Annotated in this window: 15 protein-coding genes and 2 tRNA genes; 5 read left to right on the forward strand and 12 right to left on the reverse strand. The window is 63.0% G+C overall.

Annotation, left to right across the window (positions count from 1 at the left end; all coding sequences use genetic code 11):
- The first annotated feature begins 327 nt into the window (after positions 1 to 327).
- Positions 328 to 1,257, forward strand: coding sequence for a tyrosine-type recombinase/integrase (locus tag VGH98_13255; protein HEY2376940.1), 930 nt, complete (start codon positions 328 to 330; stop codon positions 1,255 to 1,257).
- A gap of 326 nt (positions 1,258 to 1,583) precedes the next feature.
- On the opposite strand, the gene VGH98_13260 is transcribed toward VGH98_13255, so the two are convergent.
- The 3 genes from VGH98_13260 to VGH98_13270 form a co-directional block, all read right to left on the reverse strand.
- Positions 1,584 to 2,261, reverse strand: coding sequence for a carbonic anhydrase (locus tag VGH98_13260; GenBank protein HEY2376941.1), 678 nt, complete (start codon positions 2,259 to 2,261; stop codon positions 1,584 to 1,586).
- A gap of 85 nt (positions 2,262 to 2,346) precedes the next feature.
- Positions 2,347 to 4,722: an arylsulfatase gene (locus tag VGH98_13265; protein ID HEY2376942.1), complete on the reverse strand. Its 2,376-nt coding sequence runs from the start codon at positions 4,720 to 4,722 to the stop codon at positions 2,347 to 2,349.
- A 310-nt stretch (positions 4,723 to 5,032) separates the two neighbouring features.
- A tRNA-Gln gene (locus VGH98_13270) sits at positions 5,033 to 5,105 on the reverse strand.
- Between the two features lie 377 nt (positions 5,106 to 5,482).
- Between VGH98_13270 and VGH98_13275 the strand changes: the two genes are divergently transcribed.
- On the forward strand, positions 5,483 to 6,850 hold the full coding sequence (locus tag VGH98_13275) for a hypothetical protein (GenBank protein HEY2376943.1): 1,368 nt from the start codon (positions 5,483 to 5,485) through the stop codon (positions 6,848 to 6,850).
- A gap of 166 nt (positions 6,851 to 7,016) precedes the next feature.
- Here the strand turns inward: VGH98_13275 and VGH98_13280 are convergent.
- A tRNA-Ala gene (locus tag VGH98_13280) sits at positions 7,017 to 7,089 on the reverse strand.
- Positions 7,090 to 7,296: 207 nt separating this feature from the next.
- Between VGH98_13280 and VGH98_13285 the strand changes: the two genes are divergently transcribed.
- Complete coding sequence (locus tag VGH98_13285; GenBank protein HEY2376944.1) at positions 7,297 to 8,331, forward strand: pyridoxal-phosphate dependent enzyme; 1,035 nt, start codon at positions 7,297 to 7,299, stop codon at positions 8,329 to 8,331.
- Positions 8,332 to 8,414: 83 nt separating this feature from the next.
- Here VGH98_13285 and VGH98_13290 read toward each other — a convergent pair whose 3' ends face one another.
- Together VGH98_13290 and VGH98_13295 are read right to left on the reverse strand one after the other, a co-directional pair.
- Positions 8,415 to 8,975: a KGG domain-containing protein gene (locus VGH98_13290; protein ID HEY2376945.1), complete on the reverse strand. Its 561-nt coding sequence runs from the start codon at positions 8,973 to 8,975 to the stop codon at positions 8,415 to 8,417.
- Between the two features lie 176 nt (positions 8,976 to 9,151).
- Positions 9,152 to 10,087, reverse strand: a complete 936-nt coding sequence (locus tag VGH98_13295; GenBank protein ID HEY2376946.1) for an SDR family oxidoreductase — start codon at positions 10,085 to 10,087, stop codon at positions 9,152 to 9,154.
- Between the two features lie 79 nt (positions 10,088 to 10,166).
- Between VGH98_13295 and rnz the strand changes: the two genes are divergently transcribed.
- Positions 10,167 to 11,126: a ribonuclease Z gene (rnz, locus tag VGH98_13300; protein HEY2376947.1), complete on the forward strand. Its 960-nt coding sequence runs from the start codon at positions 10,167 to 10,169 to the stop codon at positions 11,124 to 11,126.
- Between the two features lie 110 nt (positions 11,127 to 11,236).
- Here rnz and VGH98_13305 read toward each other — a convergent pair whose 3' ends face one another.
- The 4 genes from VGH98_13305 to VGH98_13320 all read right to left on the reverse strand — a co-directional run bounded on the left by VGH98_13305 (position 11,237) and on the right by VGH98_13320 (position 13,831).
- Complete coding sequence (locus tag VGH98_13305) at positions 11,237 to 11,527, reverse strand: hypothetical protein (GenBank protein ID HEY2376948.1); 291 nt, start codon at positions 11,525 to 11,527, stop codon at positions 11,237 to 11,239.
- 103 nt (positions 11,528 to 11,630) lie between these two features.
- Positions 11,631 to 12,032, reverse strand: coding sequence for a DUF2203 domain-containing protein (locus VGH98_13310; protein ID HEY2376949.1), 402 nt, complete (start codon positions 12,030 to 12,032; stop codon positions 11,631 to 11,633).
- A gap of 57 nt (positions 12,033 to 12,089) precedes the next feature.
- Positions 12,090 to 12,605 carry an acyl-CoA thioesterase gene (locus VGH98_13315; protein HEY2376950.1) on the reverse strand — a complete coding sequence of 172 codons (516 nt, stop codon included), beginning with the start codon at positions 12,603 to 12,605 and terminating at the stop codon, positions 12,090 to 12,092.
- Positions 12,602 to 13,831 (reverse strand): hypothetical protein, encoded by a 1,230-nt coding sequence (locus tag VGH98_13320; GenBank protein ID HEY2376951.1) that lies wholly within the window; start codon positions 13,829 to 13,831, stop codon positions 12,602 to 12,604. Before VGH98_13320 ends, VGH98_13315 begins: the two co-directional genes overlap by 4 nt.
- Positions 13,832 to 13,954: 123 nt before the next feature.
- On the opposite strand from VGH98_13320, the gene VGH98_13325 reads away from it, so the two are divergent.
- The gene (locus VGH98_13325) at positions 13,955 to 15,244 is read left to right on the forward strand and encodes a putative glycoside hydrolase (GenBank protein ID HEY2376952.1); all 1,290 of its coding nucleotides are present in this window, start codon (positions 13,955 to 13,957) and stop codon (positions 15,242 to 15,244) included.
- A 14-nt stretch (positions 15,245 to 15,258) separates the two neighbouring features.
- Here VGH98_13325 and VGH98_13330 read toward each other — a convergent pair whose 3' ends face one another.
- Positions 15,259 to 16,515, reverse strand: coding sequence for a cysteine desulfurase-like protein (locus VGH98_13330; protein HEY2376953.1), 1,257 nt, complete (start codon positions 16,513 to 16,515; stop codon positions 15,259 to 15,261).
- Positions 16,512 to 17,399, reverse strand: a complete 888-nt coding sequence (locus tag VGH98_13335) for an NAD(P)-dependent oxidoreductase (GenBank protein ID HEY2376954.1) — start codon at positions 17,397 to 17,399, stop codon at positions 16,512 to 16,514. The genes VGH98_13330 and VGH98_13335 overlap by 4 nt, the downstream gene beginning before the upstream one ends.
- Positions 17,400 to 17,452 lie beyond the last annotated feature (53 nt).

Genomic DNA, 17,452 nt, shown 5'->3' on the forward strand with positions numbered 1-17,452 from the left:
TGAGTGGCGCCGAACAAGGAAAGGAACGTGGCGGATCTCGCTCGGTCGTCGTGGCCAGCGACTCACGCTGTTTCAAATTACGAAGGACGGTTGTTTCTATCGGGAAGTGCATTATCCGGGTGGCCGGAAGGACCGGAAGTCCATTGGAACGACGGATCGGACGGAAGCGCACAGGATCGCGATGCAGTTGCTCGCGGCATTGATTACGGGAAATGCACCGGAACCGCGTCCGGTTGTCCGACTTGGCGATGTGATCGAAGCGTTCGTCAAGGAGTCACCGATGTTCTTGACAACCACGAGCACACGAAAGCGGATGCGGAAACCCGCATGGCCATTTTGCGGGCGGTGATTGGTGACCATCGCGAGGTGCGTACGCTGACGGAGAACGACGTGCGGCAGTACGAGGCACGGCGGACTGCAGGAGGGATCACGTACGGCGACGGCCAACGTACCGAATCGGTGCGCCAACGCTCCGTGCAGGCAGACATCAAGCTGCTGAAGCAAATGCTTTCACGGGCCTGCACGCGAACAACGGCACAGGGGACGCGGTGGCTCGAGCAGAACCCGCTGCAATACGTTCGCATTCGGGGCGAGCATGATGTCAAACGCCCCGTTGCTTCGTACGAGCGCTACGAGGCCACGCGACAGCAGATGGTGCTGTTCCAACGGAAGTACGAGTTGGAAATGCAGACCGCCAAAGGAGCGAAGGAGCGTCGGCGAGCAGAATCGCGTCACCTCTCGTGGGTGCGCGCGGAACTCGGCCTCTCTCTGTTGGCAGCGACGGGAAGACGCCGTGGGGCGATTATGGGGCTGCGATGGTCGGACTTTGATGCAGCGTCGGGATGCGTGACGTGGCGCGCCGAGCACGACAAGAAGGGAAAAACATGGGTTGTTCCCTATCCGACGACCTTCTTTGCGACGATTCGAGACTTCCAAAAGCGACTAGGCGCAGTAGGTGGCTTCGTCTTTCCGAGGCAGGGTGAGCCGAATGAGTCCGCACCACCGGAGCTTCTCTCGCAGTGGATTCGCAAGGCCGAGGTGGACGCCGAATTGACGAAGCTGCAAGGCGGCACCTGTCACCCGTATCGCCGGAAGTGGCGCTCGGAACGGCCTCACCACGCGCTCAAGGCGGTGATGCAAGCGGGTGGTTGGTCCGATGTGAATACGATGCTCCGGTGCTACGACCACCCGGAAGCGTCGGACGTGCTAGCAGTCACGGCGGAGCCACGAAAGCGAAAGGAAAGCACGTCGGGGTGAGAAACTGACATAGAAACTGACCAACGCGACGCATAACGAAAGAGCCCGGCAACGCCTAACGCGTTACCGGGCTCTCAGTTGCCCCTCCTGGGCTCGAACCAGGACTCTTCTGATCCAGAGTCGAGCCCAGCATAAACGCTAAACTTTGAAAAGTGCCGAGTTCTCAAGGAGATACGAGCGTCAACACCGTATTTCTAGACGGCGAGTACGGCATCTTTCCGCACCGAAAAGGCCGACTCGAGACCAACTTGATTGACCATGGCGGTGAGCCGTCGAAGAAACGCGGCCAGACTGGGGCCTGCCTAATGTCCACGCGCTTCGGCAGATCACGACACAGTTACAACGCCGCTGCCTAGGTCGTACACCCCGGCTGCTACTTTGAGCGTGCCTTTCCGCACCGCCTCCATGATGACGGTCGAGGAGCTCCGTAATAACTCGGCCTGCACCTGCGTGTTCGCTCGGATTGCCTGATCAATCTGTCCGCCGCTACGCTCCACAGCCTGGCGAAGATGCGGATACAAGGCGCTGATCTGCCCGGGCACAGTCTCGGTCTTCAGTGCCGCCTTCACGGCGCCGCAGTTGGTGTGGCCGAGCACCAGGACTGCGCGAATGCCGAGCACCGCGACGGCGTACTCGAGGCTGGCAATGATCTCTGGTGTCGCAATGTTCCCCGCCACTCGCGTCACGAAGAGGTGGCCGATCGACTGATCGAAGATCAGCTCTACCGGAACGCGCGAGTCCGCGCACGCCAACACGGCCGCAAAGGGTTCTTGCTTGTCGACGGTATGTTCCTTGAGGATCGTTAGGTCCTGCTCGATCGAGTTCAGCCGGTTCCCGGCAAACCGGCGATTTCCCGCGAGCATCTCCTCGATCGCGCCATCGGGTGTCCTGTAGGCGCGTGATGGTTCCTCATTAGATACGATCACCCAATGTGGCAATGGCCGGACCATGCCCACGATCGCACCGGCGACTGCTCGTTGCACAAATCGCCGTCGAGATGCCACGGCCTCTGATCGTCGATCATCGTTCATAGTCCAGCCCCCTGGTCTGCCGCCGAGCGGACTAGCGGCGCTCCTCGTCCGACGAACCTCATTGCCGAGCCATGGCGATCCGCAGACGATCGTTAGGCGATACGACGTGCTCGCCGTCGCCGATCTCGGCGTCGAGCTGGACCCAGGAAATCCCTCCATTGAACTTGCTGTCACCGTTCGAGTAGTCTTCGCTCACGGGCGAGGCGAGATCGATGCCGACGTCCGTCGTCTCATCCGCCGAGAAGATGTTCGGAACCGTGTTGTCGACTCGGGCGGCCCCATCGGGATGGCCGTCGACGAACAGTTGCACGTTGCCGCCCCTCCCCAATCCCCCGCCATCGTACGTGAACTCCATGCGCACTTTGTGCGTGCCGGGCGAGACCACCGACTCACTCTCGGCGTAGAAGTGCTTCAGCCCGAAGAGATTGTAGCAGTACTTCAGGTGCCCGTCCTTGAAGTAGAGACTCCATCCTCCGAACTCACCGCCCTGCGCCACCACGACGCCCGAAGCGCCGCCATTGTTCGGAACGTTCACCTCGGCGCTCACCGAATGCGACTTGTTCTTCATGTTCAGAACAGAGCTCTCCGAGAGGCGCCGCATCCCCGAAAAGAGAATCTGTGTCGTGCCCTTCACCAGCACGGGCCGACCGGCGAGATCGGAATTGGCTCGCTCCGCGCGGCGATCGTCCAGCGGTAACACGTTGTACTTGTCGGCCTCGAGCAAGAACAGCCGCTGCAGATCGCGGAGCTTCTCCGGGAACTTGTCGGCGACGTTCTCGGCCTGCGACCAGTCGGTGTTCGTGTCGTACAGCTCCCAGACGTCATCGTCGAGAGGCGGTAGTGCGGCCCCCATCTCCCACGGCGTCGAATGCCGGGTCACTGCGGTCCAGCCGTTGTGGTAGATACCGCGATTGCAGAACATCTCGAAGTATTGCGTCTTGTGCCGCTCTGTCGCGTTCGCGTCGTCGAACGAGTAGCACATGCTCACACCTTCGATCGGGTGTTGCTGTGCTCCATTGACGAATGCCGGCGCGGGCAGTCGCGCCGCTTCCAGCACGGTCGGCGCGACGTCGATCACATGGTGGAACTGGTTGCGGATCTCGCCACGTGCCTCGATCCCGTTGGTCCACTGCACGACGGTGCCATTGCGCGTACCGCCCCAGTGCGACGCCACCTGCTTCGTCCACTGATATGGTGTGTCCATCGCGTGGGCCCAGCCAACCGCGTAATGGTTGTACGCTTTGGGCGTGCCGAAATCATCGATGCGCGAAACCATGAACTCGGTGCTCTCCAGGGCATTCGCGCCGTTCAACACGACCAGCTCGTTGAAGCAGCCGTGTAAATCCCCTTCGGCGCTCGCGCCGTTGTCGCCCAGGATGTAGTAGACGAGCGTGTCGTCGAGGGCACCGAGCGCGGCGATTGCGTCGATCAGCCGGCCGACATGATGGTCGGTGTGCTCGAGAAATCCCGCGTAGATCTCCATCTGGCGAGCGAGCACCGGCTTGAGATCGTTAGGCATGTCGTCCCACGCCGGTATTTCCTTCGGTCGCGCCGTCAGCTCGGCGTTCGCGGGAATTACACCGAGTGTTTTTTGGCGCGCGAACATCTCCTTTCGCAGCGTGTCCCAACCCCGGTCGAAATTTCCCTTGTACTTGTCCGACCACTCCTTCGGGACGTGATGCGGCGCGTGCGTACCACCCGGTGCGAAATAGATGAAGAAAGGCTTATCTGGCATCAGCGCCTTTTGCTCGCGCACCCAGTCGATCGCCTTATCGGTCATGTCATCGGTGAGGTGGTAGCCTTCCTCTGGCGTTCGCGTCGGCACCACTGGGGTCGTGCCCTCGTAGAGCGACGGCAGGTACTGGTTCGTCTCCCCGCCGATGAAGCCATAGAAGTACTCGAAGCCCCCGCCACCGGTCGGCCATTGGTTGAACGGTCCCATCGGGCTCGTCTCCCACACGGGGATCTCATGACACTTCCCGAACTGCGCCGTCGAGTAGCCGTTCAAGCGCAGCGTCTCCGGCAACGGCGCGCAACTGCTTGGTCTCAATGAGTTGTAGCCCGGTGCCGACGTCGCGACCTCCGTTATCCCACCCATGCCGACCGTGTGGTGATTGCGTCCGGTGAGGAGCGCCGCGCGCGTCGGCGAGCACAGAGCGGTCGTGTGAAAACGACTGTATTTGAGTCCGCCTTGTGCCAGTCGTTCCGCCGTCGGCGTGTCGCATGGGCCTCCGAATGCACTCGAGGCTCCAAATCCGACGTCGTCGAGTAGAATGACGAGGACGTTAGGCGCTCCGGTTGGCGGCCGGAGGGGAGTGATCAGCGGGAACTTCGCGTCAGGATCTTTGGCGTCGTACGTTGTCGTTGTCGGTGCAGCGGTGTCGGGAATGGGCAGAACTTCTCGCTGCCGTGCGTCGTTGATCGAGCTGGACATGCGCGGTCCCCCAGCGGTGACGGCCGGTCTCACGTGCGGATCGAGTCTGCAGGATGCGCCTGCGAAGTCGACGGGCACTATTAGACCAAAGTCAGGACCGCGGGTCCGCGCGCGCGTCGCGTCGCGCGCTCTCTGTCGTGTCTAGAGATCGAGGGCCCAGCGATTGGTCACTCGATGCGAACAAGCCTGACGCGTTCCTGATTCGGCAACGGCCCTGAGTTGTCTACCACGAGCCGCAAACCAAACTCGAGACCAACTGCTGTAAATGAGAAAGAGCCCAACCTCACCTAACGTGAAGTCGGGCTCCGAGTTGCCCCTCCTGGGCTCGAACCAGGACTCTTCTGATCCAGAGTCAGACGTGTTGCCAGTTACACCAAGGGGCAAAGCTTTCGCAGAACTATTTGTAAAATAATGCGGTTAACTCCGTCGTGGCAATGCGATTTTGGCCGATCATGCGCTGCGCGAACGCCCTCTCCGGCAAGCCGCGGGCAAGGCAAGGCGGTTCCATCCGTCTACTCCTCGCTCGAGGATCGCCGTGCGCGTTAGGCTTTGTCGTCACCGCCGGCAATCGCCTCGAGTCGACAGACGCTAGACGAAGGGGAAACGCGGAATGGCCGACGCCTGGCGATTGCGCGGCCGAGGGCTTGCGCAACTCATGCAAAACAGCGCGATTTGAGCAGCCGTTCGACCTGCGCGCCTACCGCTCCCACGCCCACGATCAAGAGTGCATGATCTCCGCAAACGCTGGTACGGTCTGATCTTGCACACTCGCGTCCGCTGCCTCTTACATCCCGCGCTCGCTCGCTCGACCGCAGTCGCGTCCGTCGCTGCGCTCCTCGGCGCTGCAGGCTGCAAGCAAGCACTCCGCGGACTCGGACCCAGCGGTGCCGCACTCGAGAAAAACGCCGACCAGCTCTTCGGGGCAATGGCGATCCGCTACTCGCAGGTCTCGCGAGACGCCAGATACGAGTTCGCGCGTAATCGACTCAATCGAAATGCACTCGTTCCGTCGCGCGTGTTCGATGACAGCGCGATCTGGACGAGCGAACCGAGTCCGGTCCTCCGCGCATTGCTCGTACAAGGGATACCAGACAACGGGCGTTACGAATTCACGAGCAGTACGGCCGTCGCGCGTCCGTCCCGGCTCGGTGAATCGCGCCACGTCATCACGCTCGCGCGGCTCTCACCTAACGAGTTCGTCTGGGACACCAACGTCGATTTCGCGATTGGCAGCGTGAGCGCCGCCGAGATCGGCGCGCTCACCACTGCGTTGCTGGGCTCCGGTGAGCGCGGCTCCGACACGGAGCTGCGCGCCGACTATCGCGCGGCGACGCCCCGTGCCACGGCGGTGCTCGGCTCGCTCTTCTCGATCGACTCGATCCGCGCGACGCCGTTCAGCGACGGCACGAGCGACGTACGCCTGACGATCGGCATCCATACCGACGGTCTCAAAGCCCGCTATCCGGCGTTCGCCGACTACATCGCCAAGTATGTGAATCCCGCCAAGTACCGCTTCGCGGTCAACGATCGCGGCGGTGTGATCTGGTTCGAAGTCACCGGCGCCGATCGGCAGTTTAGCATCCACTATCGTGCGGCGGAGGGCCGGCTGGCGCCGCTGTACGGGCCGCCGCGCACCCGTCCCGATACGCTCGAGTTGCACATCGACTTCACGACGAAGCTCAAGTTGTTCACCGTCGGTCTCCGCGATCTCTCGACCGAATTCATCGTCACCGACACGCCGCACGAGCGCGCGTGGACATTCATCGCGCGGCGTGAGCCGCAATGGAAGCTTCCATTCATCACCGTGCACCTCATTCGAACGCCGCTCGAGCGGCCGTTCGAGGGCACCGGTGTCATCTTCCACCTCGGGGTGCGCGACAGCGCCAACGCGCAAACGCTGTTCGAGCGGCGCGCTCACGCAACCGTGCAGGAAAGCTCGATTTTGCGTTTCCTCAACTCGCTCGGCTCCGGCGCCATGAGCGATCTCGCCGATCGGACGGAGCGCGAGGAAGAACAGTTTCTGCGCGAGCTGTTCATGGCACTGCAGTCGGACGCGCGCGCACTCGCACCCTCGCTCGGCCCTGGAACGTCGCTCGCGCCGGAGACCGAAAAAGACGAACGCCGCTGACCCCGGGGGGTGGCGGCGTTCGATCGCGCTCGGCGCGAGTCACCTGACGTGGGGACTTGCCGCGCGCGCTGTCATTGGAACTCTCCGTCCTACCGAGCAGCGGCGGGCAACGATCCATCTCTGGCCATTTCTATGCCAGAATGTGTGCCAAAGTATTCGGTGCCGATGGAGCTGAGGGGAGTCGAACCCCTGACCTCTGCAGTGCGATTGCAGCGCTCTCCCAGCTGAGCTACAGCCCCGCTTCCGACCGGCGAAGAGACGTCTGTCTTTCCACCGCACACGGAAACGGCCCCGCGAGCGGGGCCGCCGTGATTGCGTGGCAATCTACGGATCGTTCCCCACTCTCGTCAAGCTGGACGCACCAGTACGACCAGCGTAACGGTGATTGGTGATTTGTGGTGGTGTCACCGCCACCAACCACCAGGAACCTGTACCTTCATACCCCGATGACCACGCCAAGCTCCGTCCGCGATCCCGCGACCGCCTTCTTTTCCTTTGCGGATCTCCGGCCAACTGAAGTGTTGGCCGCGAGCAGACGCATCCATGATCTCGTGAGACGAACGTCGCTCGTGCGAAGCGTCGCGCTCAGCGAGCTCGCGCAGGGAGACGTCTTTCTCAAACTCGAGAACGAGCAGATCACGGGTTCATTCAAGCTGCGCGGCGCGATGAACTCCATTGCGTCGCTGCCTGCTGACGTGCGGGCGCGGGGCATTGTCGCTTCCTCCGCCGGCAATCACGGGTTAGGAATCGCATACGCCGCGCGGTACTTCAACACGCCAGCGACGATCTTCGTGCCGCGTACAGCCGCGCAAGTAAAGCGCGACGGGATCGCGGCACTCGGGGCGACGCTCGATAGTTCACAGCCGCATTACGATGCCGCGATGGCGGCGGCGCTCGCATTTGCCGAGGAACGTGGTGCGACGTTCATCAATCCGTGCTTCGGCAACGCACTCATCGCCGGACAAGGCACGGTCGCGCTCGAGATTCTGAGCGACCTGCCGAACATGGCGTCGCTCGTCGTGAATGTCGGCGGTGGCGGGTTGCTCGGCGGATGTGCGAGTCTTCTTCGCGCCGTGGCGCCGGACGCGCGCATCGTTGGCGCGCAGAGCGAGAAAACCGCCGCGATGGCACGATCGATGGCGGCCGGACGCGTCGTGGAGATCGATGACGAGCCGACGATTGCGGAAGGACTCGCGGGTCAGATCGACGAAGCGGGACTCGAGATCGGGCAGAAGTCGCTCGACGAAATCGTCGTCGTGAGCGAGGCGCAGATCGGCCATACGATCGCGTGGCTCTGGCGCAACCATGCGGCGCGCGTCGAAGGCGCCGGCGCCGTTGCCACGGCCGCCGTGTTCCATCGCCTGGTGCACTCGCTGCCCACTCCCGCCGCGATCATCGTCAGCGGCGGGAACATCGATGCGGAGCGATTCGAGAAACTGGTAGAGGGTGGAGAGTGGCGGGCAGAGGGTGACAGCGTTTAGCAGTTTATAAACCCTCCGCTCTCTACCCTCTGCTCTCTACCCTCTGCTCTCTCCCCTCTGCTCTCGACTCTCTACCCAGTTCTCTAGTGATTGACGCTGCGATCCGCGGCGCCCGACGAGCCAATTCGCGACTCGCCACCAAGAGAACTGTTCGTGCCGCGCACGCCCTGGGTGTTCGCGCTCACGCCATTTGCCGGCCCAGCCCCAGCGCCGTGCAGTCCGACTTCACGATCGGTGAGCGTGCCGCGCGTATTCTGCGTCGAGCCGTCACCGCCGGTCGTCGAGCCCTGCGTGTTCGTCTGCGCAGACGGGTGCGCGCGCGAATGACCGCGGGCTTCACCGCCCCGACGCCCGATCATCGCCATGTGCTCGCGATTCTGACTCACCGCCTGTCCGCCCTTGCGTCCTGCATTGCGCGCTTCATCGGAATCGAATTCGTGTGCAGTTCCCTTTGCGTGCGCGGCTCTGCCGCCCTTGCTCGCGATCTCGCGCTGTTTCGATCGATCCATGGATGCGAAACCGCGATTGCTCCGTCGTCCGCCACCGATTTGCACGTCGTTGTCCGTGTCGCTCGACGCGTCGCGCAACCGATCGCGGTCGATCGCTTCGTCGTTACGATCGTCGTTGCCTATTCTGTTCGGCATCCCTGCTCCTCCCAAGAGTCTCTAACACGGTTTGCAACCTCTAGCGATTCCCAGCACAACGCGTGCTCGGAACATCGCCACTGGACTTGAGGCCCCCCCGGGCCACGGCTCATGCGTGAAATGCAAACAACGGACCCCCAGATGCGCAACGTGCCGCGCGTCACGATCATGATCCATCACGCTGCCGTCGTCTCGCCGCCGAGGAGCGTCAATATCTCTCCGGTGATGTAACTGGAGTCGGCATTCGAGGCGAAGAACACGTACGCCGGCGCAACCTCCTCGGGCTGACCCGGACGTTCCATCGGTGTTTCCTTGCCATGCTTTGCTGCTTCCGACGGCTTCTTGTCGGCCACGTTCAATGGCGTCCAAATCGGACCGGGTGAAATACAGTTCACGCGGATCTTCTTCTCGACGAGACTCTGCGCGAGCGACTTCGTGAAAGCGTGTATCGCTCCTTTAGTTGCCGAGTAGTCGAGTAATTCCTTACTACCCTGTAATCCAGTAATCGAACCCGTATTCACGATCGCACTGCCACGCTTCAGGTGAGGAAGCGCCGCGCGCGCCATGTAGAAATAGCCGAAGATGTTCGTGCGAAATGTGCGCTCGAACTGTTCATCGGTAATGTCTTCGATCGACTTCTGGTGCTGCTGGAACGCGGCATTGTTCACGAGGATGTCCAACTGGCCATACTCGTCGATGACACGCTTCACCGCGCGCTCACAGAATGCCGCCTCGCGAACGTCGCCCGGAATGAGCAGACATCGTGTTCCTTCACCGCTGACGGCGTCGCGTGTTTCCTCGGCATCACTCTGCTCTCGAGGAAGATAGACGATCGCGACGTCCGCGCCCTCTCGTGCATAGAGCACGGCGACGGCGCGGCCGATCCCCGAATCAGCTCCGGTAATCAGTGCGACGCGCCCGTCGAGCTTTCCGGAGCCGCTATAACCTGGCGCCTGGTATCGCGGTCGCGGCTTCAGCTCTGATTCGAGTCCTGGCTTTGGTTGATGTTGTGCCGGAAACGGAGGCTTCGGTTGGCGCGCCGCGCCTTCACGCCGAGATGTGGCACGCTTCGAACCGCGTCGTGCATCGCTTCTCGAATTCGTCTTCGCCATGCAACTCCTCTCCAAGGCTCGGCGCACTGCCGCAAGTCTGGGGCCGCGTGCTCCGACGTCATCCTTATATTCCGAGACCATGTCGCTCTCGCTTCGTTTTCTCGGGACAGCCGCGTCGCGCCCCACCGTGGAACGCAACGTCGCCGCGCTCGCGATCATGCGTGAGGGCGAGACGTTGTTGTTCGACTGCGGCGAGGGGACGCAGCGTCAGATGATGCGGTATCACGTGTCCTTCGCGGTCGCAGATGTCTTCTTTACTCACTTTCACGCCGATCATGTCATTGGGATCATCGGCCTATTGCGCACGATGTCCCTGCAAGGTCGGCTCGACACGCTGCGCCTGTGGGGACCGCGCGGCGGCGCACGCGTGTTGCGACGCGCGGAGCAATTCGGATTCGATCGACTCAGCTTTCCGGTGGAGATCCTCGAGGTCGAGCCGGAGCAGCCAATCCGCCGCACGGGCTACGACCTCATTCCGTTTTCCGTCGACCACGGCGGTTCGGCGTCGCTCGGCTATGCGCTAGTAGAGGAAATACGAAGGGGACGCTTCAACCCCGATCTCGCGCGCGAGCTTGGAATCCCCGAAGGTCCGCAGTGGGGACAGATTCATCGTGGACAAGCCGTGACGCTGCCCGACGGACGAATCATCGAGCCATCGGTGCTCGTCGGGCCGACGCGTCCGGGCAGACGAATCGTCGTAACGGGTGACACCCGTCCCTGCGCGGCGACGACGGAGATGTCACGCGACGCCGATCTGCTCGTGCACGAGGCGACATTCGGCGACGAAGAGGCCGCGCGCGCCATCGAGACCGGACACTCCACAGCGCGTGAGGCGGCAATGGTCGCTCGCGACGCTGACGTGCGGCGTCTCGTGCTCACGCACATTTCCGCGCGTTACTCGCACGACGCGTCGGACCTCGAGCGCGAAGCGCGACAGGTATTTCCAAATGTCCTCGTTGCGCGCGACGGGACGGAGATCGATGTGTCTTTCGCGGAAAGCGCAGAGGGCAGAGGGTTGAGGGTTGAGGGTAGAGGGTAGAGGGTTGAGGGTTGTGAGTAGATGCGCAACTCTCTGCCCTCTGCCCTCTGCCCTCTGCCCACAACCCTCTACTACCCTCTACCCAATACCCTCAACCCGCCAACGACCCGCTACCCGTCGGACGCCTGTCCTGGCAGCAACGAGTCCGGTCTCGAGATCGGCATCGATCGACGAAAGAGGCGCGCCAGATCGACATCGCTCAGCGACTCCATCACTTTCGTCGGGATCAGTCGTGCCGTCACGCTGCGCGCTTCCGGACCGTGGCTGATGAACCAGTTGTACCGATCGAGGCGCGCGCTCAGGCCGTTCGGGTGCCGGAAGATGACCATGGCGTTGCTCGACCCGGGTAGGTCGACGTCGACTTTCCAGATGATCCCGTCGGGCGATCTAAAGTTTCTCATTATTGCGTGGAGCGTTGTGCGTTGACCGTTGTGCGTCGAGCGCGGGCACGTTGAGCGTGTTCGAAAGTACGCTCAGCGCTCGACGCGGGCGCTCTCCACGCGATCATCCGACCAGGGACGGCGATAGCGGCTGACGTCCCGCGTAGCCGGCGTCGAGCTCGTGCCAGAACTGGACCTCTGGCTCCCCTAATCGCCAACACAGGAGAATCCGGCGACCGTTCATCTCACTGGGAAAATCGACGAGGCCGAGGCGGCGGTCCTTGAGCTGAATCCCGAGCTGCTCGAGCTCCTGTTGGAAGCCTTCGATCTCGCGCGCGAGAGTCTGCGCGTCACGCTCCAGCTCCTCAGCGCGCGAGCGCGACTCGCCAGCTCGCGCCGCGGATGCGACCAGATCCAGTTCCAGGATTCTCTCGCGCCACAGACGATGCTGTCGCACGACGTCCTCGACGATCTTGCGAACGAGAGGGAGGGTTCGATTCGCCGTTTCGACGGTGAAGAGCGACATGGCCGGAAGTTAGCGTCTGGGATGTGTACTCACGAGACTAACACCGGTGGATGCACGTCACGACGGGACGCGGCGCAATCGCTGCTGCTCTTCGCGCTCGCGTTCCTCGAGCCGTCGAGCGCGACGTTCCCTGGCGGCGTCGAAGCGCCGCTTCTCGTCCGGCGTCTCAGGGATGAGGCCGGGAACCGCGATCGGTCGCCCCGCGCGATCGACGGCGACGAACGTGAGATAGCAGGAATTGGTATGGCGACGCCGGCCGCTGAGCAGTTCCTCGGCCTCGACGCGGACGCCAATCTCCATCGACGTGCGACCGACGAAGTTGACGCTCGCCTTGAGGATGACGAGATCCCCGAGATGGATCGGTTCGCGGAAATCCACACGATCGATCGACGCCGTGACAACGCTGGCGCGAGAGTGGCGGAACGCTGAGATGGCCGCCGTCTTGTCCATCAGCGAGAGGATCACGCCGCCGAAGATGTGCCCCAGGTTGTTCGCGTCCTGTGGCATCATGAGCTCCGACGACTCGTGCTGACTTTCCTTTACCGTCTTCGCCGAACGGGGGTGCTCGTTCATGCGTGGCGTCGAGCGGGGTGTCTCGAAATGGGCCGGACTGAGGCGAAGCGAACGCGTGGGGACGATAGACGGTGCGTATCGAGCACGGTCCGGGTTGCCTCGTCGTATTGAGCCGCCTCCTCGAACGCCCGCGAGAGCGCCTTCCGAGTCGCGCTATCGAGTGCCGGCCGGTCGAGCCAGAAGACATGCAGCACTGGTGCGGCGACGGCCTTGACGGGCCACTCCCTCACATGATCGGTGAGCGAGATGCGCGCGGTCTCGGCAGTCGAATCGTAACGGGCGAGCACATCGTAGCCGGTGTCCCCGAAACGTGACCAGCGGTCGAGGTTGTCGCTGGCGGCGGCAAAATCATGGGAGACGTTTGGCCACCACTGTGGTTGGGGCGGGCGGAGCGCATCCAATGGAAATACCTCGTCCGGTGCACTCGGACCTCGCTGCGGTACGTCGAACTCGACCGCAAGCTGGCTGTCGGGAACCGTGAGAACGAAGCTTCGTTCGTCGAATGGAATGTGCGAGAGCGCGCGGACAGCACGTCGAGCCGGCTCACTGGCGTCGCCGCGAAGCGAATCGATCGCTGCGAGGAGCTCGTGCTTTCCGCTGTCTACGAGCGCGCTCGCGACCGCGGAAGAAAAGAGATTGGAGACGCGAGCCGACTGGCCGGATCGCAAATCGATGACGCCACGGCGCGTGGCGTGCCACGGTTCTCCTCCGCGACTCTGTACGTCAACGTGATACTCATATGAGAGATAGGGTCCATGCACGTCGATGACTTGGAGGTCGGCCATCGCCTGCGTGGGAGGATCCTCGTCGCCGTCTTCGTCGGGACCGAGCCGTCGCGCACCCGGATGCGCGCTCGCATACTCGCGCGCGATGCGCGGGACGATGGAATCCTGGAAGACGAGCGTTGAATCGCCCTTGAGCAGGTCTCGGCGATAGACACGGAATCCAACCAGGAGCGCGTCTGCGTACGAACGGTCGTCGTCGGCGAGATAGATCTCGAAAAATCGCCCGTCATATTGCGCCAGAGTGATTGGAACGCCGCGCGCGCGAACGCCGCTGCCTTTGGTCGCGATCCAGAACGTGGAGTCCTGGGTTGCAACCAGAAACTCGGCGTGCGGCGGTGGACCACCCGTAGTCGCCAGCGCGCCGGGCTCACGTCGGCCGCATGCGGCGAGGAGCACGACGAGCGCCCAGCCGAGTCGGCTACGAGGAGAGGAAAATGCCATGGATGCGGGAAATATAGACGGCCGTGGCGGTCGCCACGGAGCGGGGTACTAGAGTAACGACCGAGCAGCGAGATTCGTCATTCTTCGGGCGCTCTCTCTCGCGATCATTTTCCCCTGTGTGATATGCATCATCTTCGTCGACGTTCGTTCGCTGTGGCCACATTGTTCCTTGCCGCGTGTACCGCCGCTTCCGAGCACTCCGAGAAGCGCTCGGCCACGCCTACGCCATCGCTGCAAACGCCGTCCGTGGTGCCGGCCACTCGTGAGGCACGCCCGGCGAGCGCCGATACCATTGCCGTTTCGAACGGTGCCATCGCGACGACGCCGGCGCCGCAATCGATCGTCGCACTCCGCGATCCGAACGCCACGCCAGTCATTCGCGGCCTCTATGTCAATCGCTTCGCGGCGCAGAGCGCGCATCGCATGCACTGGCTCCTCAGCGTCGCCGACTCGACCGAGATCAACGGCCTCGTGATCGACATGAAGGACGAGTTCGGGCTGAACTTCCACTCGCAGAACCCCGAGTTTCGCAAGTACGAAGGCACGGGAAAGGGGATGGTGCGCGACGTTCGCGCGCTGCTCGACACCATTCATGCGCACAACGTGTTCGCGATCGCACGCATCGTGGTCTTCAAGGATCCAACGACGGCGCGGGCAAACTCTGCGTTGACGATCAGGCAGCCGAATGATTCGGTGTGGCGCGACAAGAAAGGATTTTCCTGGGTCGATCCGTACAATCACGCGTTGTGGGATTACAACATTGGTATCGCGGAAGAGCTGGTGCATCTCGGCTTCGACGAGATCCAGTTCGACTACATTCGCTTTCCGGAGCCGTACAAGAGTCTTCCGCAGCAAGTCTTTCCCGCGTCGAACGGGATGGCGAAGCCCGAGCTCCTCGCGGCGTTCCTGAAGGCGGCGCGCGAGCGCCTGAACAAGCTCGGCGTACGCTCGACGGCGGACGTCTTCGGCTTCGTCACGACCGTCCATGGACCGCTCGAAGTGGGACAGTGGTGGGAGAAGCTTGCCCCGGTCACGGATGTGCTACTGCCGATGTGTTATCCATCGCACTTCCCGCACGGGTCCTTCGGCATCGCGCGGCCTAACGCGGAGCCCTATCAGATACAGAAGATCTCCATCGAGGCGGCGCGACAGCGCGATCAGAAGTTGGGCATCGCCTCAGCCGAGCACGTTCGTCCGTGGATACAGGCATTCTCGCTCGGCAAACCGCCGTACGGCCCTGAAGAAGTCGAGGCACAGAAGAAAGCCATCTACGACGCTGGCTATGACGGATGGGTGCTCTGGCATCCGGGCTCGAAGTACGAGCCGTTCCTGCCCGCGCTGGAGAAGGGCGAGCTGGTGTCGCACAAGAAGGGCGGCACTCCGGCCGACACCACCACAACGAAGGGACGCTAACCTCGCGATCATCTTTAGAGTTCTCTCACGGCCTCCAGCAGCCGCTCGACCTCGTCCATCGACGTGTAGCACGAACATCCGACGCGGACAACGCCGTCGGCCGACTGGCCGAGTCGCTCGATGACCGTTGTGGCGTAGAAGTCGCCGTTCGAGACGAACAGGCCGCGGCGCGCCAGCGCGCGGGCGATGTCGTCGGTCGTGTGCCCGCGCATCGTGAAGGCGAGGGTCGGCGTGCGCGGTGTACCTGGCTTCGGACCATACAGCGTGACGCCATCGACTGCGGCGAGCCCGTTCCAGAGCCACTCGAGTAGTATTTCGCCGCGGCGATGAAGGGCATCGAACGTGACGCGCAGCGCGGAGCGAACGTCGCGCGATGACGGGCCGGCAAGCGACGCGAGGAAATCGACCGCTGCCGCCGCACCGACGATCCCTTCGTGGTTTTGCGTTCCCGTCTCGATGCGCTCGGGCGATGTGTTAGGCGCCGGATCGAGGCGCGGCACGTCCACTCGCTCGAGGAGATCGCGTTTGCCGTAGAGAATGCCGATGTGCGGCCCATAGAACTTGTAGGCCGAGCAGGCGAGGAAGTCGCAATCCATCTCGCGCACATCGATCAGCTCGTGCGGGGCAAGGTGTACCGCGTCGACATAGGCGAGCGCACCCGCCGCGTGTGCGACGTCGGCGGCAGCACGCACGTCGGTGATCGTGCCTAACGCATTGGATGCCGCGCCGATGGCGAGCAGCCGCGTTTTCCGTCCGATCTGACGCTCGAGATCGCGCCAGTCGAGCCGGCCGTCGCCGGCATTCATTCTCACCGTGCGGACCGTGACACCGCGCTCCTGTGCGAGAGCCTGCCACGGCGCCACGTTGCCGTGATGATCGAGCTCGGTGATGACAATCTCGTCATCGGCGCCCCACGCGCGCCCGAGGCCGCGCGCCAGGTGAAAGGTCAGCGTCGTCATGTTCAGCCCGAACGCGACCTCGTCCGCCGTGGCGTTGAAGAATTCCGCGAACCGTTCGCGCGCATTGAGCAACAGCGCGTCGGTCTCCTCGCTCGTCGGATACTGCCAGTGCGTGTTCGCGTTGTGGTGGTACAGGTAATCCGCCAACGCATCGACCACCGAGCGTGGCACCTGTGTGCCTCCCGGACCGTCCAAATAGGCCACCGGCTGGCCATTGTGAACGCGCGCGAGCGCCGGGAATCGAGAACGAATCTCGTCGACGGAGGCGACGGTTTCTTTCGCCCCGGAGCTGGCAACAACGGTCGATGTCATGCGATCTCCACTCCGGCCCATTGTTCGAGCATCTTCACCGCCTCGACGTGATCGGCGGCTTCGCCTAACGAATTATGCGCCGCCTCGAACAGCGCCGCGGTGAGCTGCAGCACCGGTGCCGGGACGCGCTGCGCCGCAGCGACGCCCGCGGCAATTCCGACATCCTTGTCGAGCAATGCGAGGCGGAATGTGCGCGGAAACGCGCGCGTGAGCACGCGCTCCGGAAACAGGTTCATCGACGCATTGGATCGCCCGCTCGAGGCGTTGATCACGTCCAGCGCGACGTTCGGCGACACACCCTCTTTCACGAGCATCGCGAGCCCCTCGGCCGTCGACCAGATGTGCACCGCGAGCAGTGCGTTGTTCACCGCTTTGAGCGCGTCGCCCGTTCCGACGGCGCCGCAATGGACAATCTTCTGACCGAAGGCCGCGAGCACCGGTCGAATGCGCTCCAACACCGTCTCGTCGCCGCCGACCATCACGGTGAGCGCGCCCTTCTCCGCACCGCTCACGCCACCGCTCACCGGCGCATCGACGAAATCGATCTCGCGCTCGCGCAATCGATCGGCGATCTGGCGGGACGTCGCCGGCTGCCCGGACGTGCAATCGACCAGTGTCGACCCGGCGCGCATTCCCGCGAGGAGACCCATGTCGCCATCGAGCAGCGCGGCGACGTCCGGAGAATTCGGAAGACAGGTGATGACGATGTCGGCACCTTTCGCGGCGTCTCTGGGCGACGTCGCGACACGCGATGGCGTCGCGGCAGCGAATTCGCGAGCGCGCGCCTCGGTGCGATTCCAGATCGTTAATGTGAACCCCGCTTCGGCAACTCGTCTCGCCATCGGCCGACCGATGGCACCGAGCCCGAGGAAAGCAACATTCATGACTGGGCAGAGGGTTGAGCGTAGAGGGCAGAGCGTAGAGCCCGAGCGACTGA

The sequence above is a fragment of the Gemmatimonadaceae bacterium genome, from assembly GCA_036496605.1.
GTDB lineage: Bacteria > Gemmatimonadota > Gemmatimonadetes > Gemmatimonadales > Gemmatimonadaceae > AG2.

Excerpts from the sequence above, each read along its gene's own strand:
- VGH98_13255 (HEY2376940.1), top strand. The coding sequence starts at position 328 with ATGGCCATTTTGCGGGCGGTGATTGGTGACCATCGCGAGGTGCGTACG.
- VGH98_13325 (HEY2376952.1), top strand. The coding sequence starts at position 13,955 with ATGCATCATCTTCGTCGACGTTCGTTCGCTGTGGCCACATTGTTCCTT.
- VGH98_13305 (HEY2376948.1), bottom strand. The coding sequence starts at position 11,527 with ATGAGAAACTTTAGATCGCCCGACGGGATCATCTGGAAAGTCGACGTC.
- VGH98_13295 (HEY2376946.1), bottom strand. The coding sequence starts at position 10,087 with ATGGCGAAGACGAATTCGAGAAGCGATGCACGACGCGGTTCGAAGCGT.
- VGH98_13285 (HEY2376944.1), top strand. The coding sequence starts at position 7,297 with ATGACCACGCCAAGCTCCGTCCGCGATCCCGCGACCGCCTTCTTTTCC.
- rnz (HEY2376947.1), top strand. The coding sequence starts at position 10,167 with ATGTCGCTCTCGCTTCGTTTTCTCGGGACAGCCGCGTCGCGCCCCACC.
- VGH98_13315 (HEY2376950.1), bottom strand. The coding sequence starts at position 12,605 with ATGAACGAGCACCCCCGTTCGGCGAAGACGGTAAAGGAAAGTCAGCAC.
- VGH98_13310 (HEY2376949.1), bottom strand. The coding sequence starts at position 12,032 with ATGTCGCTCTTCACCGTCGAAACGGCGAATCGAACCCTCCCTCTCGTT.
- VGH98_13330 (HEY2376953.1), bottom strand. The coding sequence starts at position 16,515 with ATGACATCGACCGTTGTTGCCAGCTCCGGGGCGAAAGAAACCGTCGCC.
- VGH98_13265 (HEY2376942.1), bottom strand. The coding sequence starts at position 4,722 with ATGTCCAGCTCGATCAACGACGCACGGCAGCGAGAAGTTCTGCCCATT.
- VGH98_13290 (HEY2376945.1), bottom strand. The coding sequence starts at position 8,975 with ATGCCGAACAGAATAGGCAACGACGATCGTAACGACGAAGCGATCGAC.
- VGH98_13335 (HEY2376954.1), bottom strand. The coding sequence starts at position 17,399 with ATGAATGTTGCTTTCCTCGGGCTCGGTGCCATCGGTCGGCCGATGGCG.
- VGH98_13320 (HEY2376951.1), bottom strand. The coding sequence starts at position 13,831 with ATGGCATTTTCCTCTCCTCGTAGCCGACTCGGCTGGGCGCTCGTCGTG.